This is a genomic window from Janthinobacterium sp. UMAB-56, from assembly GCF_900095265.1.
Lineage (GTDB): Bacteria > Pseudomonadota > Gammaproteobacteria > Burkholderiales > Burkholderiaceae_D > Janthinobacterium.
The window spans coordinates 1-26,034 of record NZ_LT607652.1 but is presented as its reverse complement, the minus strand read 5'-3'; the positions used below and the strand labels follow the sequence as shown (position 1 = coordinate 26,034).

20 protein-coding genes and 4 pseudogenes are annotated in these 26,034 nt (G+C 59.6%); 14 read left to right on the top strand and 10 right to left on the bottom strand.

Annotated features, from left to right (window positions below; translation table 11 throughout):
- Positions 1–234: 234 nt before the first annotated feature.
- Positions 235–457: pseudogene (locus K0F85_RS03160) on the bottom strand (transposase); the annotation flags it as partial.
- Positions 458–567: 110 nt separating this feature from the next.
- Positions 568–913 (bottom strand): annotated as a pseudogene (locus K0F85_RS03155) (transposase); the annotation flags it as partial.
- 470 nt (positions 914–1,383) lie between these two features.
- Between K0F85_RS03155 and K0F85_RS29195 the strand changes: the two are divergent.
- The 5 genes from K0F85_RS29195 to K0F85_RS03130 all read left to right on the top strand — a co-directional run bounded on the left by K0F85_RS29195 (position 1,384) and on the right by K0F85_RS03130 (position 5,454).
- Complete coding sequence (locus K0F85_RS29195) at positions 1,384–1,536, top strand: DUF5989 family protein (RefSeq protein ID WP_219114528.1); 153 nt, start codon at positions 1,384–1,386, stop codon at positions 1,534–1,536.
- Between the two features lie 23 nt (positions 1,537–1,559).
- Entirely contained in the window at positions 1,560–2,516 is a 957-nt protein-coding gene (locus K0F85_RS03145) for an SGNH/GDSL hydrolase family protein (RefSeq protein WP_219114527.1), read from the top strand.
- Between the two features lie 6 nt (positions 2,517–2,522).
- Entirely contained in the window at positions 2,523–3,887 is a 1,365-nt protein-coding gene (locus K0F85_RS03140; RefSeq protein ID WP_219114526.1) for an MBOAT family protein, read from the top strand.
- 75 nt (positions 3,888–3,962) lie between these two features.
- Complete coding sequence (locus tag K0F85_RS03135; RefSeq protein ID WP_219114525.1) at positions 3,963–4,751, top strand: AraC family transcriptional regulator; 789 nt, start codon at positions 3,963–3,965, stop codon at positions 4,749–4,751.
- Between the two features lie 79 nt (positions 4,752–4,830).
- Positions 4,831–5,454, top strand: coding sequence for a LysE family translocator (locus K0F85_RS03130; protein ID WP_219114524.1), 624 nt, complete (start codon positions 4,831–4,833; stop codon positions 5,452–5,454).
- On the opposite strand, the gene K0F85_RS03125 is transcribed toward K0F85_RS03130, so the two are convergent.
- Together K0F85_RS03125 and K0F85_RS03120 are read right to left on the bottom strand one after the other, a co-directional pair.
- A complete protein-coding gene (locus K0F85_RS03125; protein ID WP_257572492.1) occupies positions 5,430–5,969 on the bottom strand; it encodes a hypothetical protein in 540 nt (179 codons plus the stop codon). The two genes, K0F85_RS03130 and K0F85_RS03125, sit on opposite strands and share 25 nt — an antisense overlap.
- 72 nt (positions 5,970–6,041) lie before the next feature.
- A complete protein-coding gene (locus K0F85_RS03120) occupies positions 6,042–7,067 on the bottom strand; it encodes a LacI family DNA-binding transcriptional regulator (RefSeq protein WP_219114522.1) in 1,026 nt (341 codons plus the stop codon).
- 207 nt (positions 7,068–7,274) lie between these two features.
- Here K0F85_RS03120 and K0F85_RS03115 point away from each other — a divergent pair.
- The 4 genes and pseudogenes from K0F85_RS03115 to K0F85_RS03100 all read left to right on the top strand — a co-directional run.
- Positions 7,275–8,513 (top strand): annotated as a pseudogene (locus K0F85_RS03115) (malic enzyme-like NAD(P)-binding protein); the annotation flags it as partial.
- 83 nt (positions 8,514–8,596) lie between these two features.
- Positions 8,597–9,976 (top strand): O-antigen ligase, encoded by a 1,380-nt coding sequence (locus K0F85_RS03110; RefSeq protein ID WP_257572491.1) that lies wholly within the window; start codon positions 8,597–8,599, stop codon positions 9,974–9,976.
- 49 nt (positions 9,977–10,025) lie between these two features.
- A complete protein-coding gene (msbA, locus tag K0F85_RS03105) occupies positions 10,026–11,759 on the top strand; it encodes a lipid A export permease/ATP-binding protein MsbA (RefSeq protein ID WP_219114520.1) in 1,734 nt (577 codons plus the stop codon).
- 35 nt (positions 11,760–11,794) lie between these two features.
- The gene (locus tag K0F85_RS03100; protein ID WP_219114519.1) at positions 11,795–12,895 is read left to right on the top strand and encodes a glycosyltransferase family 9 protein; all 1,101 of its coding nucleotides are present in this window, start codon (positions 11,795–11,797) and stop codon (positions 12,893–12,895) included.
- Positions 12,896–12,910: 15 nt separating this feature from the next.
- On the opposite strand, the gene K0F85_RS03095 is transcribed toward K0F85_RS03100, so the two are convergent.
- The 4 genes from K0F85_RS03095 to K0F85_RS03080 form a co-directional block, all read right to left on the bottom strand.
- Positions 12,911–13,522, bottom strand: a complete 612-nt coding sequence (locus K0F85_RS03095) for a response regulator transcription factor (RefSeq protein ID WP_257572490.1) — start codon at positions 13,520–13,522, stop codon at positions 12,911–12,913.
- Positions 13,509–15,104, bottom strand: coding sequence for an ATP-binding protein (locus K0F85_RS03090; protein WP_219114518.1), 1,596 nt, complete (start codon positions 15,102–15,104; stop codon positions 13,509–13,511). The genes K0F85_RS03095 and K0F85_RS03090 overlap by 14 nt, the downstream gene beginning before the upstream one ends.
- A 118-nt stretch (positions 15,105–15,222) precedes the next feature.
- Positions 15,223–16,611, bottom strand: coding sequence for an ATP-binding protein (locus tag K0F85_RS03085; RefSeq protein ID WP_219114517.1), 1,389 nt, complete (start codon positions 16,609–16,611; stop codon positions 15,223–15,225).
- Positions 16,608–17,294, bottom strand: coding sequence for a response regulator (locus K0F85_RS03080; RefSeq protein ID WP_219114516.1), 687 nt, complete (start codon positions 17,292–17,294; stop codon positions 16,608–16,610). The genes K0F85_RS03085 and K0F85_RS03080 overlap by 4 nt, the downstream gene beginning before the upstream one ends.
- A gap of 157 nt (positions 17,295–17,451) precedes the next feature.
- Here K0F85_RS03080 and K0F85_RS03075 point away from each other — a divergent pair, with 157 nt between their 5' ends.
- The 4 genes from K0F85_RS03075 (at position 17,452) to K0F85_RS03060 (ending at position 20,368) form a co-directional block, all read left to right on the top strand.
- Positions 17,452–18,273 carry a MipA/OmpV family protein gene (locus tag K0F85_RS03075; RefSeq protein WP_219114515.1) on the top strand — a complete coding sequence of 274 codons (822 nt, stop codon included), beginning with the start codon at positions 17,452–17,454 and terminating at the stop codon, positions 18,271–18,273.
- Positions 18,274–18,377: 104 nt separating this feature from the next.
- Positions 18,378–18,911 carry a universal stress protein gene (locus K0F85_RS03070; protein WP_219114514.1) on the top strand — a complete coding sequence of 178 codons (534 nt, stop codon included), beginning with the start codon at positions 18,378–18,380 and terminating at the stop codon, positions 18,909–18,911.
- 46 nt (positions 18,912–18,957) lie between these two features.
- Complete coding sequence (locus K0F85_RS03065) at positions 18,958–19,959, top strand: VirK/YbjX family protein (RefSeq protein WP_257572489.1); 1,002 nt, start codon at positions 18,958–18,960, stop codon at positions 19,957–19,959.
- A gap of 178 nt (positions 19,960–20,137) precedes the next feature.
- Positions 20,138–20,368: a DUF6139 family protein gene (locus K0F85_RS03060; RefSeq protein ID WP_219114513.1), complete on the top strand. Its 231-nt coding sequence runs from the start codon at positions 20,138–20,140 to the stop codon at positions 20,366–20,368.
- A 63-nt stretch (positions 20,369–20,431) separates the two neighbouring features.
- Here the strand turns inward: K0F85_RS03060 and dnaE are convergent, their stop codons facing one another.
- Entirely contained in the window at positions 20,432–23,971 is a 3,540-nt protein-coding gene (gene dnaE / locus K0F85_RS03055) for a DNA polymerase III subunit alpha (RefSeq protein WP_257572549.1), read from the bottom strand.
- A 137-nt stretch (positions 23,972–24,108) separates the two neighbouring features.
- Here dnaE and K0F85_RS03050 point away from each other — a divergent pair, with 137 nt between their 5' ends.
- The gene (locus K0F85_RS03050; RefSeq protein WP_219114512.1) at positions 24,109–24,990 is read left to right on the top strand and encodes a sulfurtransferase; all 882 of its coding nucleotides are present in this window, start codon (positions 24,109–24,111) and stop codon (positions 24,988–24,990) included.
- Positions 24,991–25,172: 182 nt separating this feature from the next.
- Here K0F85_RS03050 and K0F85_RS03045 read toward each other — a convergent pair.
- Positions 25,173–25,915: pseudogene (locus K0F85_RS03045) on the bottom strand (DDE-type integrase/transposase/recombinase); the annotation flags it as partial.
- Positions 25,916–26,034: the final 119 nt, after the last annotated feature.

The window sequence follows — 26,034 nt, the reverse complement described above, 5'->3', positions numbered from 1 at the left end:
TATTCCACTATCGATGCAAACTTCGCTGATTTTGAAAGGTTAACCAGCGGACGTGTAGGGAATTCTGTGGATATGCGGGGCCGGGTTTTAGTTATTCGCGTATGTGTAGCGTTCGCCGTACATGACGGCAAACTGGTTGGCTGACAGTTTCCACATGCGCTACAACATCTTCCAATATTTTTTAATATTGCGCAAGGCCAGTCATAGTAGCTTGCAGAGCAATTGCATGAAGCATCAGGTCGGCAAGCCCAAAACCTTGGCGGGATAGTCGGCACTCCAACCGGCTTTTAAGCGTTGGATAGCGATGCCGAACTTGGTCGTTTTTTCATTTTTTAATAAACTGAGTGCTATTCGACGCAAGATGGCGGAATTTTGCGCCCCCTTCGCCACCCCGGTTGCGGCAATCGTCCTCGCGGAATGCGACATCAAGCACCCAGTGCATGCTGTTTTCGATACCCCGGTCGACACTGTATCTTTCTGGGCTTCTTGTTGGTCATTACATCGGTCATGGAACATCCCTGTCGGTATTATTTTATGATCCCGTTTCACCCATAAATTCTTACAGCCCACCAGGCAAGTGGGCCGGACGCTCATGCGACCTGCCTCAACGTAGTGACGCGCCATCTCACGCTGGCGAGATGGCTTCATCACTTTTTTGCCAGGGCCACCACAACGATCTTGGCCTTCAAGCGCTCCTCGGCGCACATCTTGTTCAGGCGCCGATTTTCATCTTCCAGTCCCTTCATGCGGGCCATCAGCGAGGCATCCATGCCGCCGAACTTGGGGGGGGCGACTTGTAGAACGTGGAATGGATAATACCGTGCTCGCGGCAAAGTTCAGGCACTGGCGAGCCATCCTCGACTTGCTTGAGGATGGCGATGATCGGGCTATCGGTAAGACGGAAGGTCTTCATGCAGAACTTTCAAAAATCTGAGTTTGAAAATTTCCACCTTTGAACGCGATCATTTGCTGGGAGGATCACCGTTGCATGCGTCATAATACAATTGCCTGGTCTGGTCGGAGACTGGCCGACCGAGGGACTTGATCTTCAGATAGATTAGGATTGCTGTATTCGATTGTGTCGGCGTGTGTCTTCGCTTGCCACTGGCTGCATCAATCGCTAAAGGTGGTGCTTACAGTTCACAAGCTTGTACTTAGCGGCGGACTCGTGCCGCACTCTGTTGCGCATCATGGACGCACATACGTCCCGAGACTAATTTAATTTGACAGGATCGACAACGGATGATAAGAATAGTTGCTATGAATTCAGGAGCTGATGGCAGATTTCCAGTCTACATAAAGATTATTTCCTGCGATTTCAAATAAATTTAATATCAATTCATCCCTTCTCATTTTAGATTGACTACATAGTGGAGTAATTTTGTGAAATTCTTGCAAGACCTTTTTGGATTCCTTTTTAGTAGCAAATCGAGGTTGATATTAATTCCATTCTTGGTGGTAATACTGCTATTCGCTGTCCTTTTTGTCGTGTTGGCTAATTCGTCTTGGGCGCCATTCGTATACGCGGTGTTTTAAGCGTGAACAGTCGAAAATCTCTCATGAAGAGGCTCCTCTCGGGAACTGGCCTCGTGCTTTTTGGTCTGCTGCTGGCCTGCGCGGCAGTGGAGGGGTTGGTGCGCGTGGCAACCTCCTCGCAGCAGAATTATCTAATCGAGATGTGGCGTTATGCAACGCTGCTAAAGCGCAATAGTGCCGACCCTCTCATTGGCCATGAGCACATTCCTGGCGCATCTGCTTTGCTGCAAGGGGTCGAGGTCTCCATTAATTCGCTCGGCATGCGCGGGCCTGAGCCGGACCTATCAACTTTCGGCAGGCATAAGGTTGTCATTGCTGGGGACTCTATTGCCATGGGTTGGGGCCTTCCTGAGGATGAAACGTTGCGGGGTCAACTCGCTAGTCGGCTCGGCTCGGGGACCGAGGTAATGACGACAGGTGTCGGCAACATGAACATGACGCAGATTGTTGCCAACTGGCTAAGGTACGCTGACAGAGTACGCCCGGATACGGTCATCGTGCTGGCTACTGCACGTGCCCCGGCTGTGCAGGATACTGGCCAGGCCGGATGGCTGGTGCGTAACAGCCAAGCCTATGCTCTGCTCGTTTCCTTCATCGAAATTGCTTCGAGTAATACTCCTGGCCAAGCAGGATTGATTGCAGCCTATGAAAAGATGTGGGCTACAGGCGCTGGCCGCGCTGCCATGGACGCGGCGCTTGACCGGCTGAAGGCGGATCAAGCGAAGCATGGCTATCGAGTGCTGGTAATGATGATTCCGGAGCCACACAGTTTCCAGCCATACAATTTCGACTTTGCAACCAATATCATGCGCGCGGAAAGTGAAAAGCGTGGCTGGATTTTCCTGGATCCACTGCCAACTCTTCGGAAAGAACCTGCCGAAAGCTACTGGGTTGCCAATAATGATGTCCACCCTAACGCAAAGGCATTCCAAATTATGACGGATGTACTTAGGCCGTATTTGCTTCCCGCTCAGGAGTAACAGTCGATGTTGTTTCAGCTGCCTTCGTTCCTGCTGTTTTTCCTGATTTTTTGCACTATTTTTTCCTTTTGTCCCAAGCGTTTGCAACTCAGCTACGTCACCATCTCTAGCCTGGTCTTTTACGCTTGGTGGTATCCGCCCGCTGTTCTGTTGCTGGTCGCGATGATTGTTGGCTGCTGGTGGATGCTGCGGCTCGTTTGGCATGATCGGAGCAAGCTGGCGCTTTGCGTGTTCGTATCCTTGATTCCGCTTTTACTTTACAAGTACGCCGACTTCTTATTTGAGACCATTGAGAACATTTCAGGTATCCAGACTCCGCAACTCGGCTGGGCGTTGCCGCTCGGCATTTCGTTTGTTACTTTCACCATAATTAGTTATCTCGTCGATACGGCACGCCAGCCTCAGGAGAGGCCGCCCGGCTTCTGGCCGACGGCTGTGTATTTGACTTTTTTTCCTCACCTCATCGCAGGTCCGATTCTCCGTGCGCGCCACATCCTGCCGCAGCTGCAGCAGATGAGGATTGCAAGCGCCAATCTCATGCCCAATTTAGCCCTGTTTACGGTCGGCATACTGAAAAAGGTGCTGGTGGCCGATCCTATCGGGGCTTTTGTCGACCAGGCTTATGCGGCGCATACTACCTTATCTGGCTGGGAGGGCGTGGCGGCGATATTCGGTTTCACGATACAAATCTATTGCGATTTTAGTGCCTATTCCGACATGGCAATCGCTCTGGCCGGCATGCTGGGGATCGCATTCCCTGCAAATTTTCACTCGCCCTATTGCTCGGTCTCGATGAGCGAGGTTTGGCAGCGTTGGCACATGACCCTGAGTTTCTGGTTGCGCGATTACGTGTTCAAGCCGCTGCATGGCTATCTGTACAAGTATTCTCGCCACCTCTCTATCGTCTTCACCATGGGGGTTTCCGGATTGTGGCATGGTGCTGCATGGACTTTTGTTCTTTGGGGACTAGCCCACGGACTTGTTATGGTCGCAGAAACCGCCAGCGGCTATAGGCGTTTTGCAGCCGCCGCCTCGGGATGGAAGCGGTGGCTTTGCATACTCTGCACTTTCCTGATCTGGAGTTTACTTACGGTAATTTTTAGATCCCCTTCTATATCCGTGGCCTATGACGTTGTCGTCGGCAGCTTCTCTCGAGGCAGCTTTGGCAATTGGCCTGCCGCTGCTACCATACCTGTTCTTCTCGGTATAGGTGTGCTGCTGCTGCATCCATTTGATCAGGTAGACAAGATTCGTTCCATGGCCTCACTTGTGCCGACGGCTGTCTTAGCTCCGGTGCTTCTGATGTTATGCCTAGGGTGCTCGGCAGTTGCTTCGATGCAGCCAGCAAATTTCTATTATTTTGATTTTTAGCAGCGGTCGGCAGAATTTTGATCAATAGATGCCAATAGACACTAAAAAGCAATACGACGTGATTTTGATGTAGCCATGCCCGGCACCACCGCCTTCTGGCGCGACCCGTTTCTGCCCCACGTGGAAAGCCGGCGCGCCTGCCACAGCCGGGCGTGCTACAAGCCCCACAGCCATCCCACGTTTTCCATCGGCGCCGTCGATGCGGGCGGCAGCATCTTTACGGGCAGCAAAGACGGCAAGGTCGCACTCGGCATTGGCAGCCTGGTGCTGGTGCCGGCCGGCTGCGTGCACGCCTGCAATCCCCTCCCTGGCACCCCCTGGAGCTACCAGATGCTGCATCTCGATGCGCGGTGGCTGCAAGCACACGCGCCGGCGCTCGATGGCGACACGGCGGCGGTGTTGCACTGCCCGCTGCTGTACGCGCAGTTTTGCGCCATGAATGCGCTGCTGTTTTCCAGGGCCGGCGCGGCGGAGAAGGATGCGGCGCTGCTGGCGTTCCTGGGCACCTGCGCCTGCGCCCGTGCAGACCTGCTGCCATCGGAACGCAAGCCGGTGCCGCAGCAGTTGGCGCCCGTGCTCGCAACGCTGCAGGCGCAGCCCTCGGCCAGCCTGCGACAACTGGCGGAAGCGGCAGGCCTGAGCCCTTATCAATTGATCCGCGCTTTTCGCGCCACCACTGGCATGACGCCGCATGCCTATCAGCTGAACCTGAGCGTCAACCGCGCGCGCAGCCGCTTGCAGGCAGGGACGGCTTTGGCGCAGCTGGCGCATGAGCTGGGCTTTGCCGACCAGAGCCATCTGCAGCGCGTCTTCAAGGCGCATGCGGGCATCACGCCGGGGCGCTATCGCCGCCAGGACAGCTGAAGCGCCTGCAATTTTCTTCAATACAGGCTGTCGCCGGCCCCTGCATACTCGCGCATCCCTATAGCCGGAGCCGAACTCCATGCACGATTTCTTCTTCATCGCCGCCGCCCACTTTCTCTCCCTGCTGTCGCCCGGTCCCGATTTTTTCCTGATCGCGCGCACTTCGCTGGCCCACGGCTGGCGCGGCGCCGCCGGCACCTGCATGGGCATTACCGCAGCAAATGCGGTGTTTATCGCGGCGGCGTTTGGGGGACTATCGGTGCTGCAGGCGGGCAGTACGGCATTCATGGTGGTGCGCCTGGCAGGATGCGCCTATCTGCTGTACCTGGGCTGGCTGTTCTTGCGCCATGCAGGCAAGAGCAGCCTGGATGCAAAGCCCGCCGCAGGCAAGGCGCGCTGGCGCGGCGGTGTCGTGATGGGATTTGTCTCCGCCATCCTGAACCCGAAGAATGCGCTGTTCTATGTCAGCCTGGCCACCGTGCTGGCCGGCAGGCAGACGAGTCCCGCTGCGATGGTGGCGTATGGCGCATGGATGGTCTTTGCCGTGCTGGCGTGGGATATGGCGGTGGCGCTGGCTATCGGCAGCAGCGCCCTGCGGCAGCGCTTTGCGCGCGCGCTGCCGTCGCTGGAACGGCTGTCGGGCGTGATGCTGATCGTGCTGGCACTGGTGCTGCTGGTTCAGGCTGGCAATGGGTCCAGGTAAAACACGGCATACACTTTCAAGGGCGTGGTTTCCGTTGCCTTTTCCGAGCGCACGACGGAGCAGTCGTCGGCGGCCAGGCTGCGCCAGTTCTGGATGCCAGCCTTGGCGAACATCGCGTGTGCGGGGGCATTGGCGGCCAGGTCCAGCACCAGGCAAGCGTTGCGCGGGCCGGCGCCATAATTGACGGCGCGGATTTCGATGCCAAAGGTCGTCATCCACGGCTCCCACAAGCCTTTTTCCTTGCCGGCCGCCATACGCTCGAGCATGTCGCCGAAGCTCAGGCCCTTTTTGACGGTGCTGCGCAGCGCAGCCAACGACGGCGCCAGGCGGGGATCGGCTTGCTTGTTGCCGGCACGGATCTCGGCGATCGCTTTCAATTCCTTGATGATGGCTGCATCGCGCTCCGTGTAGTCGCGCATGCGCGCGTAAAATTCGGCGTCGAGGAAGGGATTGACGGTCAGCTTGGCGACGCCCTCTTCGCGGCGTTTCGGGGAAGGCGTGTTGGTTTTGGTCATGGCGATGGCGGGCAAATTACGTTGAGGGGCGCCAGTGTACCACCTTGCAGCGGCGCGGCCCCAGGCGTTGCATCAGCCTCTGGGGGCGGCCGTCGATTCGCGCACCACCAGTTCGGGTTTCAGGCGCACGTCGAGCACCGGGGAATCGGACGAGGCTATGGTTTGCAGGATCAGCCGGGCCGCTTCCGTGCCGATGCCGTGGTGACGGATGCGGATAGTGGTCAGGGGCGGACGGATCATGTCCATGTACGGCATGTCGTTGTGTCCCACCACGGAAATATCTTCGGGGCAGCTCAAGCCCAGTTCGCGGATGGCGTCGTAGCAGCCGAGGGCCACCAGGTCGCTGCCCGTCACCACGGCCGTCGTCTGCGGGGACTGGCGCAGCAGTGCCAGCAGGGCCGCCTTGCCACATTCGCGCGAATAACCACTGCTTTCAAACACGAAGGCTTGTGAGGGATCGAGTTCGCTGGCCTGGATGGCGGCCAGGAAACCGAGGCGGCGCACGTGACCGGTAGACAGGTTTTCCGGTCCCGCGATGTGCGCGATATGGCGGTGGCCCAGGGCCAGCAAGTGGTCCACTGCCAGGCGCATGCCGACCACGTCGTCGCTGACGACGCAGGAAGCGACGCCCGTCTCGTCACTGCGGTTGACGGTGACGACGGGCACATTCTGGTCGATGCACATCTTGATGACGGGATCGTCGCGGCGAGCCGTGGCCAGGATCAGGCCATCAACCTGCTGCCCCAGCAGGCGATTGATGACGAACAATTGCTCTTCCTCGTCAGCGCCGACATTGGCGACGATGGCCAGGTAGCCATGCTTGCGCAAGCCTTCCTCGATGCCCAGCAGGATAGGCGGGAAAACCGCGTTGGTAATGTCAGGCAAGACCACGCCGATGATGCGCGACTTGCGCGTGACGAGGGTGGAGGCGGCGCGGTTTGGCCGATAGCCGAGCCGACCCGCTTCGGCCAGCACGCGCGCGGCCACCTCGGCGCTGACCATTTGCCGCGTTTCCGGGTTCATCACGCGCGAGACGGTGGAAAAGTGCACACCGCTGGCCCGCGCGACGTCGCTTAAGGTGGGGTTCTTGTTTGTCATGGGCTTCCCGGATCGCAATACGCTAATTTTATCGCAAATAATCCGCTTTCCGTTAAAAACCGAGCAAACGCTTGCATTGAGATAAACGTGCTCTCCAAAGCGGTTTTGCTCGACTTCCCCACAAACGAGCCTTGACAGCGTGCAAACGCTTGCATAACATGGCCCGGATTGACCACTCGGGCCCTGTATGCCCTTCCCAGAATTCTTATGTCTACTTCCCACAGCAAGCACGCCGAACAGAACGGCGAAACCTTCAACCTGAAAGAAGCCGCTCTCGCCTATCACGCCGAACCTCGCGCCGGCAAGATTTCCGTGACGCCAACCAAACCGCTGGGCGACGCCCGCGCGCTGACCCTGGCGTACTCGCCGGGCGTGGCCTTCGCCTGCGAAGCCATCGTGGAAGATCCGCGCACGGCCGGCACCTACACCTCGCGCAGCAACCTGGTGGCCGTGATCACCAATGGCACGGCCGTACTGGGCCTGGGCGATATCGGTCCGCTGGCCAGCAAACCGGTGATGGAAGGCAAGGCCTGCCTGTTCAAGCAATTTGCCGACGTCGATGTGTTCGACATCGAACTGGCCGAGAACGATCCCGACCTGTTCATCGACACCGTGGTGCGCATGGAGCCGACCTTCGGCGGCATCAACCTGGAAGACATCAAGGCGCCGGACTGCTTCTATATCGAACAGCAATTGCGCAAGCGCATGAACATTCCAGTCTTCCACGACGACCAGCATGGCACAGCCATCATCGTTGCGGCCGGCATCCTGAACGGCCTGGAATTGGTGGGCAAGGATATCGGCAACGTGAAAGTGGCCGTCTCGGGCGCCGGCGCGGCGTCGATCGCCTGCCTGGACCTGCTCGTCTCGCTGGGCCTGAACAAGTCGCTGCTGAAGGTATGCGACAGCCAGGGCGTGATCTACCCGGGCCGCGATGCCAACATGGAAGAGAACAAGGCGCGCTACGCGAACGACACAAGCGACCGCGACCTGGCCGACGCCATGGTCGGTGCCGACATCTTCATCGGCGTCTCGAAGGGTGGCGTGGTCAGCGCGCAGATGGTCGAATCGATGGCCGCCAAGCCGCTGATCTTCGCCCTGGCCAATCCGCATCCGGAAATCGCCCCGGAAAAAGTCCACGCAGTGCGCGACGACGCCATCGTGGCCACGGGCCGCTCGGACTACCCTAACCAGATCAACAACGTGCTGTGCTTCCCGTACATCTTCCGTGGCGCGCTTGACGTGGGCGCCACCACCATCAACGAAGAGATGAAGCTGGCCTGCGTGCGCGCCATCGCCGCACTGGCCAAAGAGCCGTTACCGGGTCATGAGAGCAGTGCGCTGACGCCGCTGCAACTGATTCCGTCGCCGTTCGACGAACGTCTGCGCAGCTGGGTCGCGCCCGCCGTGTCGCAAGCGGCCATCGCCACCGGCGTGGCCACCCGCGTGCCAGTCATCGCCTGAGTCACATGACAGGCCTTGCTGCATTAGCAAAATAACAGCAAGTTACCATTGCTTACAAAAAAACCATGGCTAAAAACCATGGTTTTTTTCATTCCCCCCTTGAGACCGCCCATATAGTTATCAAATCGAAAATTTCCAGGGGCGTTTTTGCCGCGGCCTTCGATTACAATGACGCCTACTTTATGTTGCTACAGTTGCCAGAATGGCAACGACGTGCGTTACCAAGGATTTTCATGCTCGGCCTGACTTCTGTTTCTGTTTTTCTTTTTTTGGCATTGGCACTGGCTGTCACCAGCGGATATTCCCTTGGCGCGCTGGTTCTCCTGCTGGCCAGCACCTGCCTGCTGTGGAAACGTCCGCGCCTGAACCTGCAACGCCAGGATTATCTGCTGCTGGGCACCCTGTTGCTGTATTTCTGTGTTTTCTCTGCCAACATGCTGTACCACGCAGATCCGGCCCGTGAACTCGATATGCCATTGCGGGCACTGCTGGCCGTACCCGTCATGCTGCTGCTGCTGGCATACCCGCCCCGGGCAGAGGCCTGGTGGGGCGGCCTGGCCATTGGTGCAATCGGCGGCGCGGCACTGGGCTTGTGGCAACTCTTAATCCTGCACATGGAACGGCCGCAGGCGGCCACAAGCAACGCCATCCACTATGGCAACGTCAGCATCCTTCTGGGCATACTATCGCTGTGCGGCCTGAGCTGGGCCCGCCAACAGCGCCATCACCGCGCCTGGATGGCGCTACTGGTCACAGGCGGCATCGCTGGCGTCGCCGGCTCAATCGTCAGCGGAAGCCGCGGCGGCTGGCTGGTGCTGCCGATCTGCGTCTGCATCTTTGCATGCCAATATGCCAAGGGTCGCGGCAAGTACTACCTTCCCGCCATCCTGGCCGTCTTCATTGCCGTCAGCGCCCTGGCTTACACGCTGCCCAACTCCCCCTTGCGCGAGCGCGTAGAAGTGGCTGTCGACGACGTGCAGAAATTTAACGAAATGGATAATGTCACCACCTCGATCGGGCAACGCTTTGAAATGTGGCGCACGGCGGTAACCATGTCGACTCAGCACATCTGGTTCGGCATGGGCCGCGACGGCTACATGGCGGCGAAACAGTCACTGGCCGATCAGGGCAAGATGAACAAGAGCATCCTCAAGCACACCAATGCGCACAACGACTACTTTGATGCGCTGGTTAAGCGCGGCCTGACGGGCCTAGCGGTCCTCCTGGCCTTCTTCTTGCTGCCGCTGGTCATGTTTGCCGGCGCACTGCGCCACTGCACGACGGCGGCCCGCCCTTATGCACTGGGTGGCGTGGTACTGTGCACCTGCTATATGATTTTCGGCCTGACAACGAGCTCGCTCACCCTGAATATCGGCATCATCATGCTGCTTTTCCCGATGGTGATATTGTGGGCCATGTTGCGCCAGCAAGAGCACACGAGCTGAGTTCACTTTCCACCTGACCGTTTTGCCTTGCTTGCCAGGAACCATACCGATGCTCACGCCCGACCTGAAGCGCCTCACCGCGCTACACGCGCCCTATAAAAAACACTTGGCCCTGGCCCTGCTGGCGATGGTCGTCACGGCGGCCACGGAACCACTGTTGCCGTATGCGCTCAAGCTGCTGCTCGACAATGGTTTTGGCGGCAAGGTGAGTTTTTCCTTCTGGCTGGTGCCGCTGATCGTCATCGGCATCTTTGCCATACGCGGTACCTCGACCTTTGCCAGCAGCTACCTGATGAGCTATGTCTCCACGCGCATCCTTAACGAGTTGCGGCGCAGAATGTTTGCCAGCATGCTCAACTTGCCCATCGACTTCTACAACACGCACACGGTGGGCAAAGTCATCAATTCCATCATGTTCGAAGTGCAGCAGATCATTGAAATGGTGACCAAGGTGTTTACCTCGATCGTGCGCTCCTCGCTGACGGTGCTGGGCCTGCTGGCGTGGCTGCTGTACCTGAACTGGGCACTGACCCTGGTGACCCTGGTGCTGCTGCCCGTGCTGACCATCGTCGTGCGTACCACGGGCAAGCGCCTGAAAAAACTCAACCGCGACTCGCTGGCCGTCAATGCCGAACTGACCCAGGTCATCGAGGAAACCACGCGCGCGCAGCAGGTGATCAAGATCTTCGGTGGCCAGGAATACGAAAAGGCCCGCTTCGAAGAGCGCGCCGAACAATTGCGCCGCTACAGCATGCGCATGACGACGACCTTTTCTGCCACCGTGCCCATCACGCAGGTGATCACGGCCGCCGCCGTGGCCCTGGTCATCGTGATGGCCCTGTTCCAGTCGGAGCAGGGCCAGATCACGGTCGGTGGTTTTGTTTCCTTCATCACCGCCATGCTGATGCTGCTGACGCCCTTGAAACAACTGGCCGAAGTCAACGGTCCCCTGCAGCGCGGCATGGCCGCCGCCGAGGAAGTCTTCCAGCTGATCGACAAGACTCCGGAACGCACGGGCGGCCAGCCACTCGCCGGTCGCAGCAAAGGCCGCATCGACTTCAAGGATGTGAGCTTTGCCTACCCCGGACATCAGGAAGCGGCCCTGCGACACATCGACCTGAGCATTGCGCCAGGACAAACGGTCGCCTTTGTCGGCATGTCCGGCGGCGGCAAATCGACCCTGGTCAGTCTGCTACCCGGTTTTTACTCTGCCAGCAGTGGTGAAATCTTGCTCGATGGGCAGAATATCGATGCCATCTCCCTCACCAGCCTGCGCAGCCAGATCGCCATGGTCAGTCAGCAGGTCGTGTTGTTCGACGATACCCTGGCCGCCAATATCGCGTACGGCGATGCAGCCCCTGACCGGCGGCGCGTCGAAGCGGCCGCTGCGGCCGCTTTCCTGTCTGATGTCATCGATGGCTTGCCAGACGGCCTGGAAACGCGCCTGGGTGACAACGGCTCGCGCCTGTCCGGCGGCCAGCGCCAACGCGTGGCCATCGCCCGCGCGATCTACAAGGATGCACCCATCCTGATTCTCGATGAAGCAACCTCGGCACTGGATACCGAGGCGGAACGGGCCGTACAAGCGGCACTGGAGCACCTGATGCAAGGTAAAACTACATTGGTTATTGCTCATCGGCTATCAACAATTGAACGGGCGGACCGTATCGTGGTATTGTCACATGGGAAAATAATGGAAACCGGCAATCACCAGCAATTATTGGATGCCAACGGCGCGTATGCCAATCTGCATCGCCTGCAATTTTCCCAGCAAGTGCTTTGACACCATCGAATGAATACCTGAAATCGTACTGATACATGACGCCTTTGATTCCCGCCGAACTTCTACAAAAGTCGGACAAAATTCTTTTCATCGCTCATCTGGCGCTGGGAGACTTTACCTACCTGCAAAACGGTTTCCGCGCCTTTGCCGCGGCCTATCCCCATATGCAGATTCACCTGTGGGTCGACGAAGTGCGGCGCACGTCCGACGCACGGCAATGGGAAGGCTTGCGCACCTATTCGCTGTACGACTGGGTCGAACAATCAGGACTGTTCTCCAAGGTGTATCGCAAGACCTACAGCCCGGCGCTGTACGAAGAGTCGCTGCGCGAAGCCAAAGCGGAACACTATCCTGTCGTCGTGTCATTGGCCCACGTACGGCCACAGCAATATGCAGACCTTGCCCGCGCCATCAGCCCGCACGGGCTGGTAATCGGCACGCGCAAGCCGTTCAGCCCGCTGCGTCCCTGGCATTACCTGGCCTATCGCAAGATCGATGCCGTCCTGGCCTCGTATGCGGGACAGGATGCCGGCGAACACCATATCAGCAGCGTGTATGCGGACTGGTTCCATCAATTGACGGGGCTCGACATTCCCGTGGCCGAACGCTATCCCTTCGTGCACATCCCCGAGCATGCGCTGCAGCAGGCGCAGCAGCAGTTGGCCACCTGGGGCTTTGCCCCGCGCCAGGGTCCGCTTGTACTACTGAATCCGTTTGCCAAGTCGCACAAGCGCGGTTGGCCGCTGGAACGCATTGCCGAGCTGATCGCACGCATGCAAACGATGCCGCAATGGCAGCATGCCTGTTTCCTGATCAATGCCATGCCGCAGGAACTGGCCAAGGTGGATGCCGTCGTGCAAGCACACAACTTGCCGCGCACGCAAGCCTTCAGCGCCGTCGACAACTTTTTCCAGCTGCCGGCCATGCTGGCGCAATGCGAGCTGATTATTTCTGTGGAAACATCGATCATGCATCTGGCGAATGCCGTGCATGTGCCCGTGGTGGCATTGATGCGCAAGAAGAATCCGGAATGGGCACCGTTCGACAGCGCCAACAGCACCGTCATCACGGTGGCGCGCCGCAGCGACTGGGTCAAGGCGATTTCGGTCGATCAGGTATTGCAAACCATCGCGTAGAGAACTCTTTAACGGCTAGTCGGTGCCCAGCATGCTGATGCGCACCAGGTCGGCCACATTATCGATCCCGAGCTTGTCCATCAGGCGCGCCTTGTGCACTTCCACCGTGCGCACGGAAATACCCAGCGCCGGCGCGATATCGCGGTTGTGCTGGCCCGTCACCACCAGATGCATCACTTCCCGTTCGCGCGGCGTCAAGGCGCGCAGCAAGGCTAGCCCCTCCACCTGGCGCAGCAATTGGCCGCGCGCCTGCGCCTCGCGCGAAAACGCTTCATCGATGGCAGCCAGCAACTTGTCGTGGTCAAACGGTTTTTCCAGGAAATCGCTGGCCTGCGCCTTGAAGGCCTGGCGCGCGAGCCCGACATCGCCATGTCCCGTGATAATGATAATGGGCAGCATGCATTTGAGCTCCAGCAAGCGGCGCTGCAGGCTCAGGCCATCCATGCCAGACATGCGGATATCGATCAGCAAACAGCCGGCCCACTCTGGCAGCCAGCTGTGCAGGAAATCCTCGCCGCAGGAAAACAGGGCCGTGCGGTAACCGCGTATGCCCAACAGCAAACCCAGCGCATCGCGCACGGCGGGATCGTCATCCACAATAAACACTGTCAAATTACTTGTCACCATGCTCTCCTGTAGCGGCCACACTGGCGCGCGCCAGGGGCAGGACAAAACGAAAAATGCCATGCCTGCCCACTTCGGCCCATAGCTGGCCGCCATGCGCTTCGACGATGCTGCGGCTGAGCACCAAGCCCAGCCCCAGGCCGCTGGCCTTGGTCGAGACAAACGGTTCGAACAGGCGTGCCGCCAGGCTATTGGAAATGCCTGGCCCACTATCTTCCACGGACAGGCGCAGCCGCCCGCCCTCGAGCCGCTCGGCCGAGACCGTGATGCGGCGCTGGCCGCGCGGCAGGCCCATCACCGCATCCTGCGCATTGGCCAGCAAGTTGCGCAGCACCAGTTCGATTTGCAGACGGTCCGCGTTGACGGCCAGCGGCGACGGCGGCGCCAGCACCAGTTCGATGCCATGCTCATGGAACAACGGCGTAAACTGGCGGGCCATGCCCTCGATCAAGGCGCTCGCCTCCACCGCTTCCAGCTGCATTGCGCCCGTGCGGAAAAAGTCGCGCAGGCGGCGCACCACCTCTGCGGCACGTCCCGATTCGACGATCATATGCCCCACCGCGCCCTGCAGCAAGGCGCCGGTCTCGCCGCGCTCCAGCAAGTATTCGCAAGCCTTGCCATAAGTCGACAAGGCCGTCAGCGGCTGGTTCAGCTCATGCGCGAGCGCAGCCGCCATCTCGCCGGCGGCCGCCAGGCGCATCGTGTGCTTCAGTTCGCCGGCCACCTGGCGCATTTCATCGACGACGATACCGATAAAAAATCCCACCAGCGCCAGCACGGCATCGAGCAATTGCAATTCATAAAACTGAATATCGACTGCATGCGTCCATTTCACCACGGTGATGATGCACAGTTGCAAGACAAACACGGCCAGCACGGCGCCATGCAAACCCTGGCGCGAGGCGGCCCAGATCACGGGGAGAAAGAGGAAATAGAAATGCTTGTATTCGCAACGCGCGATGGAGCCGAAGAGGCTCCATAACACGAAACTGGCGAGTGCCAGATACGCCAGGGTTTCCCAGCGCCAGACGGCAGCATGCAGGCGCTCACGCCCGCGCTCGCTGAACAGTACCCAGATCAGCGGCATCGACACCAATATGCCTACCGTGTCGCCGATGCCGAAATGCCATACTGCCATCCCCCATTCACCGGCCGGGATGCGTCCGGTGAGCGACAGCAAGGAAATATAGCCGAGCGCATTGAGCGCGGTACCCAGCAGCACGATGGCGACCCAGGCGCTCAGGCGGCGCCGGTTGTCGAAGATATCGCTACTGGTAAAACTGCGACGCAAGACTGCGCCGATACTGCCATAGCCGAGCACCAGCCACGCCGAACAGAGCAAGGTCAGGGGCAGACCTGCCGGCATGCCGCGCACCAGCACTTCGCCAGCCAGCAAAGCGATAAACCACGGCAAGGCCGCCTTGCGGCCGTGGATCAGCCAAAATACCAGGCCCAACGCAGGATCGGGATTCCACGGGGTGATGTTCAACCCATACATCGGGTCGATATAGGTCGCCCAGTCAAACAGCAGATACAGGCCGACAAAGGCGGGATACGGCAGGTAGCGGGACAGGGATGGGCGCATAACGGTGTTTTTTAACTGTCCCGCATTATGCATCGCAAGCGTGCGCCACGCCATGCCATCTTACGTTATAAGCACATGGAATAATTTTCATGCAATATCGCAAGGCGCGCCAGCGCAGTCAGGCCATGACCAAAGGCAAGCGCACTTCCACCAGCAAGCCCAGGCCGCCATTGCCGCTGTGCAACTTAATCGTGCCGCCATGCTGGCGCACGACGGAGGCGACGATGGACAAGCCCAGGCCACTGCCTGGCTGCGCCTGTTGCGGCGCGCGGAAAAAGCGGTCGAACACACGTTCATATAGCGCCGGCGCGATGCCCGGCCCCTGATCGGCCACATGCAACACGGCCTGGCCACGCTCAGCATGCAACGACACCGTCACGCTGCGGCCGCGCGGGCTGTACTTGATGGCGTTTTCCACCAGGTTATCGATCAGCGAGACCAGGCTCTCGCGCTGACCGGGAACGCTGAGCGAGACGCTGGCTTGCAATTCGAGTTCGATATCACCCGCCTGGGCCAGACCGGACAGGGCTGCCAGACGGTCTTGCAGCAAGGTATCGAGTGCCTGCCGCTGCGACTGCTCGCCCGCACCTGCCTGCAATTCGCTGCGCGTCAATTGCAGCAGCTGGCCCACCAGGCGCGCGGCCCGGTTGCCGCTGTTCAAGATGCCGTCCAACAACTCTTGCTGGCGTGCATCATGTGCCTGGCCTTGCAAGGCCTCGACATTCACGCGCATGGCCGCCAGTGGCGTGCGCAGCTCATGCGTGGCATCGGCGATGAAGCTGCGTTCACGCGAAGCACTGGCATCGACCCGCTGCAGCAGTGCATTGATATTGTCGACCAGTCCCGCCAGTTCGCCATGCGGCGGCTTGAACGCCAGCGGACGCAAATCCTGCGGCCCGCGCGCCGCCACCTCTTGCGCCACCTTGCGCCACGGGCGCATGGCAAGGCGGATCGACAGCCAGGCCGGCACCAGTAAAAATGGCAGGCTGATCAGCAGCGGCAGCAGGTAATAGCCGTGTGAATTAATCGTGATGAAAAACTGCCACGGGCCGCCCACCTCCAGCACCGTCACGCGCGTGACACCCTCGGTCAGGCTGCGGCTGCGCCAGGCCTGTCCCTTGATATACACCACTTCCATCTGCTCGGGGCCGGCGCTGCGGATGCCGCTCGGTGCTGCGGGGGACTTGTAGACCAGTTTGCCATCGCGCCAGACCAGGATGCGCGGCGCCAGTTCCGGCACTTGCCCCATCTCAAACTCCTCGCGCAAGGCTTCGTCGATCGCGCGCAAGCTTTGCTCCTGGCGCTGCGGCTGCTCGGCCAGGTTATCGGCCACGCTGATAATAGCGTGCAAAACGCCCCGGCTGACATTGCTCGCCTCGCCCGTGCCCTCGAACAGCACATAGGCCACGGCCAGGCTCCACAGCACGGTCAGCATCAGCATTTGCGCCATCATCAAGCGGCGCACCAGGGTGGGCCGCCTGATGATGGCCCAGAAACGCCCCATCATGCGCCTGCACCCGGCGGGGTCGCTGTCTCGCCCTGCTGGTCGATAACATAGCCCACGCCGCGCACGGTGCGGATATAACCTTCTCCGATCTTGCGACGCAGGTTGCCCATATGCACATCCAGGGTATTGCTGGCATTGGCCAGACCGCCGGGCAGGATATGTTCCTCCAGCACGCGGCGCGTGATGACTCTGTTGGCGCGCATCAGCAAGGTCTTCAGCAGGGCATATTCACTGGCGGTGAGCTCCACCGGCCGACCATGCACGCTGACACGGCGCGTTGGCACTTGCAGCACCAGGCCGCGCAATTCGATGGTATCGCCATCGAAGCCATAGCTGCGGCGGGCCAGGGCGCGCACGCGCGACAGCAGCTCGGCCAGTACGAAGGGCTTTACCAGGTAGTCGTCGGCGCCACCGTCCAGGCCCCGCAAGCGCTGTTCCAGCGTATCGCGGGCGCTGAGGATCAGCACCGGCAGACGCGCCGCGCGCAGCCTGGCCAGCAAATCGAGGCCATCGCCATCGGGCAAGCCCAAGTCCAGCAACACCAGCTCACAACTGTCGTGCTCGATGCTGCGCGCCGCATCCTCCAGGCTGCGCACCCAGACCACTTGCATGCCCTGGTCGCGCAAGGCAATCCGCACGCCATTGCCCAGGTCCATATCGTCTTCAATCAGCAGTATCTTCATGATGAGTATTAAACCACCGCAAGCTGAAGAATGGGTAAAGAAGCCATCTTCATACAATCTTAATAAAAGGCTCATTTTTCCTTCATGGCAAGGATGGATACTGTCGGCTGTCAATCGAGCCAATCCGGACTCGGTTCTCTACCTGACGGAAAACTCCATGCACGCACCTACAACCTTGTTGACCTCGCTGGCACTGGCCTGCGGCCTGAGCTTGAACCCCCTGGCAGCTGCAGCGGCGGACCCGGCGGCGGAAAATGTCTTCACCATCGGCGGCGGCGTTGCCGCCGTGTCCAGCTATTCCGGCTCCGACAAGCTGTCCGCCTCGCCCCTGATCATCCTCGATTACGCCATGGCCAATGGCCTGTTCATCAGCACCTCGCGCGGCATCGGTTACGGCGGACAGGCTGGCCCCTTCAGCTACAGCGCCGCACTGGGCTACCGCGGTAATCGCGAAGACCACAAGCGCAAGGGCATCAACGGTTTCGGCGGCAGCGATTATCTGAAGGGCATGGGCGAAGTCAAGGGCAACGCCAGCGCCCTGCTCAGCGCCGGCTATTCGCCCTTGCCGGGCCTGTCGCTGAGCGTCTCGAGCGACATTCCCCTGTCGAATCGCGAAAATGGCGCGAATGTGCATTTCGGCGCGACAGGGCAAATCTACGGCCGGGCAGATGCCAAGGGCGTGCAGCAAGATAGCGTGAGCATCGGCGGGCAGTTGGGCTGGGGCGAGCGCAAGTACGTGCAGACCATGTATGGCGTGACGGCCACCCAGGCCGCAAATACTTCGTTCAAGCAATACACGCCGAAGGGCGGCTTCTATGAAGCGCAGGCCACCGTCAACTGGGAGCACCGCTTCGATGCACGCTGGGGCATCAATACCCTGGTCGGCGTCGAGCACCGCATGGGCGACGCAGCCAAGAGCCCCATCGTACAGCGCAAGACATCCCCGGTCGGCGCCGTGTATGTCACCTACCGCTATTAAAAGCGGGACGGCATAAGGGGAACCCGTACGCTGTTTCGCCAATTTACAGGGGCGGGGTGGCATGGATAAGATGGCATGGTTTCCCCACCACGGCCATCTCTCCCATGCATGCATCGCGCCTTGCCCCGCAACGCCACCGTTCCCCGGACAGCGCCGCAGGCGGCAAGCCGGACCAGGATACTTTGCTGCTGCTCTTGCCCGTCAAGCGCGCCAGCGACATCATCTACGGTGCGCGCTACGCCAGGCGCTTGCAGGAATGGGGCATCAAAGTCTGCGTCAGCCTGTTGCACGTGACACCGGCGCCGCCGCGCCAGGCTGATGGCTTTCCCCGCCAAAGCACCAGCGACTGCCAGGCGCTGGACCTGGCCACGCAGCTCATGATGCACGAGGCGGGACTCTACCTGAGCCGTTCTCATCTCTCCTTCAGTAGCCATATTTTTGCCGGCGAACTGTTGTTTACGATCCTCGATACGGCTGAACTGCTCGGTTGCCACGAAATCGTCTTGCCCGCGCATCGGCACAGCGGCTGGCCCCGTCAGTTTTCGGGCGGACTGGCCACCAGGCTGGCGCGTGGCAGCCGCGACACCACCATCTTGCTGGCTAACCACGAGGGCGTCAGCAGCCCGGTACCCGTCTGAGCCAAAACGGCTTGGAGGTACTCTCTTTATCATGGACATGCGCACAATGATGCCAACTATTACCCTGTCTGACGGTTTGATGGCGATGCCGAAAGGCATACGCCGCTGGCGCGAAATGCTCAAACTGCATCTGCGCGCCCGCGTGCAACAGCGCCCAACCCGCCGCTGGTTACAATTACTGAACTCGCACCCGGTTTTTCATGAGCTGGTGCAAGCCTATCCGCACATGATCCACAAGGTTTACCGCCCTTATCTGAGCCTTACACTGAATTGTCGCCAGCGCGTGGAATTGCTGGCCGAGCACTACCACTTCATCTTGCAGCAAGGCTGGGGCAAGCTGATGAGCCAGGCGGCCCACGGGCCCGTGCGCCTCGGCACGGTAACGGGCAAATCGGGTGCGCCCTATCACCTGCAACTGTGTTCGCTGCACCCCATGGACCGCGAAGGCGAGATGGTGCTGCAACTGATGCACGACGAAGACGACGTGCTCTACTCGATCGCCTTTTCCTTCTTCGGCAGCCAGTTGCGCGCCACCCTGAGCATGCGCATCGGTTGCGTGCAAGGCCCGAAAGGCCAGGATAGCGCGCACCGCGTGCGCGAGGCAACGCGCGACTTGCACGGCATGCGCCCCAAGACCCTGATGGTGCGCCTGGTACGCCAGCTGGGCTATGAGCACGGCTGCCGCAAGATGCTTCTTGTCGGCAATAGCAACCGTGCCGTGCACCACTCCGCCAAGAAAGGCCGTTTGTTTGCCGACTACAATGCCTTATGGCAAGAACTGGGCGCGCAAGCATGCCAGGATGGCGACTTTGAGCTGCCATGCGAAAACCTGCCCTTGCCTGCGCTGCAAGAAATACCGTCAAAAAAACGCTCGGAAGCGCGCAAGCGCCACGAACTGACGCTGGCCATGATCAGCAGCCTGCGTAGCGGCCTCGACGCCCATCGCAGTCAGATGCAAGTCGCCACGCCAGGCGCCGCAGCAGCCGCCAACGAGATACGGCAATCGGCCAGCCTCGATGACGACGACTATGCTTCCGCTATCGCCTGAGTGGCCCTGAGCTGCGTACGACGCCCCACCCCCGCGTCATTGCGCTGCGTCACTAGCCACACCGCCTTCCCTCTTGCGCCACACGCGTCAACCCGTGCGCGACGTAATCCTGTTACGCTAGCGCTATCGGTATGCACTGCGGTGCACCGGTTCCCCCAACGTTTACTAGGAGGCATTCATGCGCGTAGACATCTACCGCCGGGCCGAGCACGACGGCATTTTTTCCTACCTCGCCGTGCCGGAAGGAAAGATCATTCCGGAAGAAGTGACCAATACCGACTGGCTGCTGGAAGTACGCGCCAGCGAAGTGGCAGACGATGCCCTGGCCTTGCCCGACTACCATATCGAACAGCCGCACCAGCAGATCGCCGCCAAGGGCTATGCGATCACGGGCCTGAAAGACATGTAAACGAAAAAAGCCAAACCAGCATGTCTGCAGTTTGGCTTTATTGTACGTGCCGGGCGGTGCCGGTCAGTATTCGACCGCCACCTCTTGCGCACCCAGCATCTGTTCCAGCGCCATCTGCAATTCATCCGATGGCGCCACTTTCCAATCGTCACCAAACTGCAGCACGCAACTGACGCCTTGCGGGCTGACCCGCGCGGCGATCGGCAAGCCCGTCTCGGCGCGGTGCGGCAGGATAACGTCACGGATGCGCTTGGCGTCCAGAGTAGCAGGCAAGGTCAGACCCAGCTGGCGGCCATACTGTACGCGCGCCGCGATGATGTCGAAGGCGCTCTCGGCCGTGATGCGCAAGCCACCCGAAAAACGGTCTTCCGACACCTTGCCCACGACGGCCAGGAATTCATCTTCCTTGAAAATTTTCCGGTTGGCGTCGAACAGTTCGCCATACACCGTCACTTCCACCGTGCCGCTCTTGTCGTCCAGGGTGACGATGAGGATCTTGCCGCGCTGCGTCATCTGCGTGCGCAAGCCCGTGATGACGCCGGCCATCATGCGCGGTTCGCGCGACGGCGACAGTTCCGACAATTTCGTGCGCGCAAACCGGCGCGCCTCGGGCGCATACGAGTCGAACAGGTGGCCGGACAGGTAGAAGCCCAGCGCAATCTTTTCTTCCGTCAATCGCTGTTTATCCGTCCACACGGGCACCTTGACGTACTCGGGCGGCGCCACCATGTCGCTGTCGTCGCCGCCGAACAGGCTCACCTGATTTGCCGCCTTGGCCGCCTGGTCCGCGCATTCCATGGCGAAGGCCACGGACGCGAGCAGGATGGCGCGGTCGACCTTCAGGCAATCGAAGGCGCCGCTGCGTATCAGGGACTCGATGGTCCGGCGGTTGATCTGCTTTTTATCCACGCGCTTACAGAAATCAAACAGGCTCGTGAATGGCCCACCCGCCTCGCGCGCGGCGATGATGGCCTCGATGGCGTTCTGGCCCGAGCCCTTCACGGCGCCCAGGCCATAGCGGATCTGCGTGACTTTCTTGCCGCTCACGGAAGGCGCCGCGCCGCTCGGCGTGAAGCGGTAATCCGATTCGTTGATGTCTGGCGGCAACAAGGTCAGCTTGCAGATGTCCAGCGAGTCTTCCACCAGGATCTTGATCTTGTCCGTGTCATCCATGGCCAGCGACAAGTTGGCAGCCATGAAGGCGGCCGTGTGGTGCGCTTTCAGGTAGGCCGTATGGTAGGACAGCAAGGCGTAGGCGGCGGCGTGCGATTTGTTAAAACCGTAGCCGGCGAACTTTTCCATCAAGTCGAAGATCTCGTCGGCCTTTTCCGCCGTCAAGCCATCCTTGGCCGCACCGGCGCGGAAGATCTCGCGGTGCTCGGCCATCTCTTCGGCCTTCTTTTTACCCATGGCGCGGCGCAGCATGTCGGCGCCGCCCAGCGAGTAGCCGCCGACGATCTGCGCCATCTGCATCACCTGCTCCTGATACACCATGATGCCGTAGGTTTCGGACAGAATCGATTCCGTGCGCGGATCGGGATAATCGAAGCGTTCGCCGTGCTTGCGCTTGCAGAAGTCGGGAATCAGGTCCATCGGGCCGGGACGGTACAGGGCCACGAGCGCGATGATGTCCTCAAAGCGGTCGGGACGCGCGTCTTTCAGCATGCCCTGCATGCCGCGCGACTCCAGCTGGAACACGGCCACGGTCTTGGCCTTGGTCAGCAAGTCATACGATGGCTTGTCGTTCAGCGGCAAGGTCGCCAGGTCGAAATCGGCTTGCGCCGGATCGAGCTGCTTGATATAGCGCACGGCGCGGTCGAGTATCGTCAGCGTGGTCAAGCCCAAAAAGTCGAACTTCACCAGGCCGACGGCTTCCACGTCATCCTTGTCGTACTGCGAGACGACGCCCGAGTCGCCGCCCTGCGTGTACAGTGGGCAGAAATCCGTCAGCTTGCCCGGGGCGATCAGCACGCCCCCAGCGTGCATGCCGATATTGCGCGTGATGCCTTCGACTTGCTGCGCCAGCTCCAGCAATTGCTTGACCTCTTCCTCGTTTTCCAGGCGCTCCTTGAGCAGCGGCTCTTCTTCGATGGCGTCGGCGATCGACACGGGCTTGCCCGGCTTGAACGGGATCAGCTTGGAAATACCGTCGCAGAAGTTGTAGCCGAAGTCCATCACGCGGCCGACGTCGCGGATCGCCCCCTTGGCCGCCATGGTACCGAAGGTGGCGATCTGCGAGACGGCCTCCTTGCCATACAAATCCTTGACGTGCTGGATGACCCGGTCGCGTCCTTCCTGGCAAAAGTCAATATCGAAGTCGGGCATCGAGACGCGTTCGGGATTCAAAAATCGCTCGAACAGCAGGTTGTACTGCAATGGATCAAGGTCGGTAATGAGCAGCGAATACGCCACCAGCGAACCGGCACCCGAACCGCGGCCCGGGCCGACGGGCACGCCGTTTTCCTTGGCCCACTGGATAAACTCGGCCACGATCAGGAAGTAGCCGGGGAACTTCATGTTGCAAATCGTGTCCGTCTCGAATTTCAAGCGTGACTCGTAGCGCGGGCGCTCCTTTTCACGGCGCTCGGGATCGGGATACAGCTGTAATAGCCGCTTTTCCAGGCCCGCCTGCGATTCGGCAACCAGGAACTGGTCGATCGTCATACCGGGCGGCGTGGGGAAATTCGGCAGTTGCGGCTTGCCCAGGGTCAGGGTCAAGTTGCAGCGCTTGGCAATCTCCACGGAATTGGCCAGCGCGGCCGGCAAGTCGGCGAACAATTGCGCCATGTCGGCCTGCGACAGGAAGCGCTGGCTATCATTGAAACGTTTCACCCGCTTGGCGTTGGCCAGCATTTCGCCTTCGGCGATACAGGTGCGGGCTTCGTGGGCGATAAATTCTTCAGGAGAAATGAATTGCACGGGATGCGTGGCCACCACGGGCAGACCCAGCTTGGCTGCCAGGGCCACCGCATGGCGTACCTGCGCTTCCTGGTTAGCCTGGCCGCCGCGCTGGATTTCAATATAAAAATGGCCAGGGAAAATCTCGGCCCAGCGCTGCGCGTTGCGCTCGGCCAGGGCCAGGTTGCCATTTTCGATGGCGATGCCGACATCGCCAAAATGCGCGCCCGACAGCACGATCAAGCCATTCGCCGCGCTTTCACCCGGATACAGCTCGTAGGTATTCGTCGCCAGCGCCTGCAGCCACTCGATGCGCAGCTCGGCGCGTCCCTTGTACTGGTTGGTCAGCCAGGCCATCGACAGCAGTTCGCACAGTTGCAAATAGCCCATGCGGTTCTTCGCCAGCAGCAGCAAACGCGAGGGTTTTTCGCGGTTGTCGTCATTCGTGATCCAGACGTCGACGCCGACGATGGGCTTGATGCCCTTGCCGCGCGCTTCCTTGTAGAACTTGACCATGCCAAACAGGTTCGACAGGTCGGTGACGGCCAGCGCCACCTGCTTGTCCTTCGCCGCCGCCTTGACAACATCGTCGATGCGCACCAAACCATCGACGATCGAGTACTCCGAGTGCACGCGCAAATGGACGAAGGCAGGACCGGGCTGCATCGCTTGCTGTGAACCTGCCGGAGTGCCGGCCTCTTGCATAACCATTTCCATCCTGTGTACCGTTTCGTGCAAAATTCAATGGGGTCTATTCTACCGCGTCGCGGGTGTGCACCGGGTATCCTGCCTGGCCTCTCGGGCTTATAATATCGGCTGTTCAGTCTAACCCGATCGCCATCATGCAAGCCATCACGCAAGCCACACCCGCCGTTTCCGCCGCCGCCAGTACTTTTGTCAATATTGCAGCGTATAAATTCATTACGCTAGCCGATACGGAAGCCATGCGCCCCTTGTATCAGGAGCAATGCCTGGCGCTGGGCCTGAAAGGCACGATCCTGCTGACGCCGGAAGGCATCAATATGTTCCTGTCCGGTACGCGCGAGCATATCGATGCCTTCCTCGCGTGGGTGCGCAGCGACGAGCGTCTGGCCGATCTGGAATGGAAGGAAAGCTTGTCGAACGAGCAATCGCACAAGCGCATGCTGGTCAAGCTGAAAAAAGAAATCATCACCATGCGCATGCCGCTGATCAAGCCGGAACTGGGCCGCGCCCCGTCCGTCGACGCGCACACACTCAAGCGCTGGCTCGACGCCGGCGTCGACGACGCGGGCAAACCCGTAGTCATGATGGAAACGCGCAACGCCTTTGAAGTGGACGTGGGGACGTTCAACAACACGCTTGATTATCGCATCGACAAGTTTACGGAATTCCCGGCCGTTGCCGCCGCGCACAAGAATGAACTGGAAGGCAAGACCGTCGTCACCTTCTGCACGGGCGGCATCCGCTGCGAAAAGGCCGCCATCCACATGAAGGAAATCGGCTACGACAGCGTGTACCAGCTCGACGGCGGCATCCTGAAATATTTCGAGGAAGTGGGCGGCGAACACTACACGGGCGACTGCTTCGTGTTCGACTACCGTACGGCCCTGAACCCGAAACTGGAACCGACGGAAACCGTGCAATGTTTCGTCTGCCGCGCCGTCGTCACGCCGCGCCAGCAATTGGCGCAGGAATATGTGTATGAAGTGTCATGCCCGCATTGCCATGAGAAAAAAGTATAACGCGCACTGCCAAAAAAAACACGGCTCTATGCTGTTCTGTCAGGGCCAGGGTATTAAAAATTCTTTACAAATAGATAGTTGCAGCAGGGCATTGTAAACAAAAGGGAAGTATTGTTTGCTTTTGACGCAGGAGTAGGCATGAACTTGGGTATCAAGACCCGCGTGGTTTTACACGCGCTAACGAAGGATTCAGACTTCTTTTTCTGCCATTCCTTGAGTGCCTGAATCAGTGTCATATGGTTTAACGCGCGCTACGGAATGCTGTTGTTATAGACTTTCAGATAGCCGCGCAGAGTTGATTCGAGTTCGGTGGCGTATGCGAATCTGGTTCGGTAGATGATCTCGCTGATGCGTCCGTTGAAGCGGTCCAGCATGTCGTTTGTTTGCGGATGGCGTGGCGGGATGAAGCGATGTTCGATGTCCAGCTACTTGCAGGGGCGATCAAAGACGTGGTGGCCAGAAGGGATCTGCTTGCCCTCGGCCCCTTCTTCCTGCTGGTGTAGCGGTCGATGAATTGGCTGCCGTTGTCGGTCGACAGTTTGACGATGGTGACCGGACTGGCATTCTTTACATTGATGAGAAAGTCGGTGCTGCTGTCGGACTGGTCGTCATAGATTTCCATAAAGACCCAGCGGGTGGCGCGGTCAATGGCCACGAACAAGTAGCGCCGCGACGACTCGTATGACATCTGCAGTAGGTGCTTGATATCAATGTGAATGAAGCCTGGTGCGTTGTCCTTGAAGGTCTTCTTCTTCGCGTGCGTCACTTTCCTGGGCCACTAGACTGTCGCGCCCCTACCACTTGCGGATGGTTTGCCGCGTGACGTTGTAAGACGTGCCAGTTGGGCCTGCGTATCGATCGATTCCCGTATCTCCTTACCGATCAGGCGGGCGGTTCTGGCAAGACTGTGCAGGGCTTGACTCATGATGCGTGTCGTGCTTAGGTGGAAGGAAAGAGCGTAATTGTTTAGATTCGTAGGATCATGTACCTATGCGTAGTTGGCCGCTCTTCAAGGCCAGGCAGGTTTTGCGTACACTGTTCCAA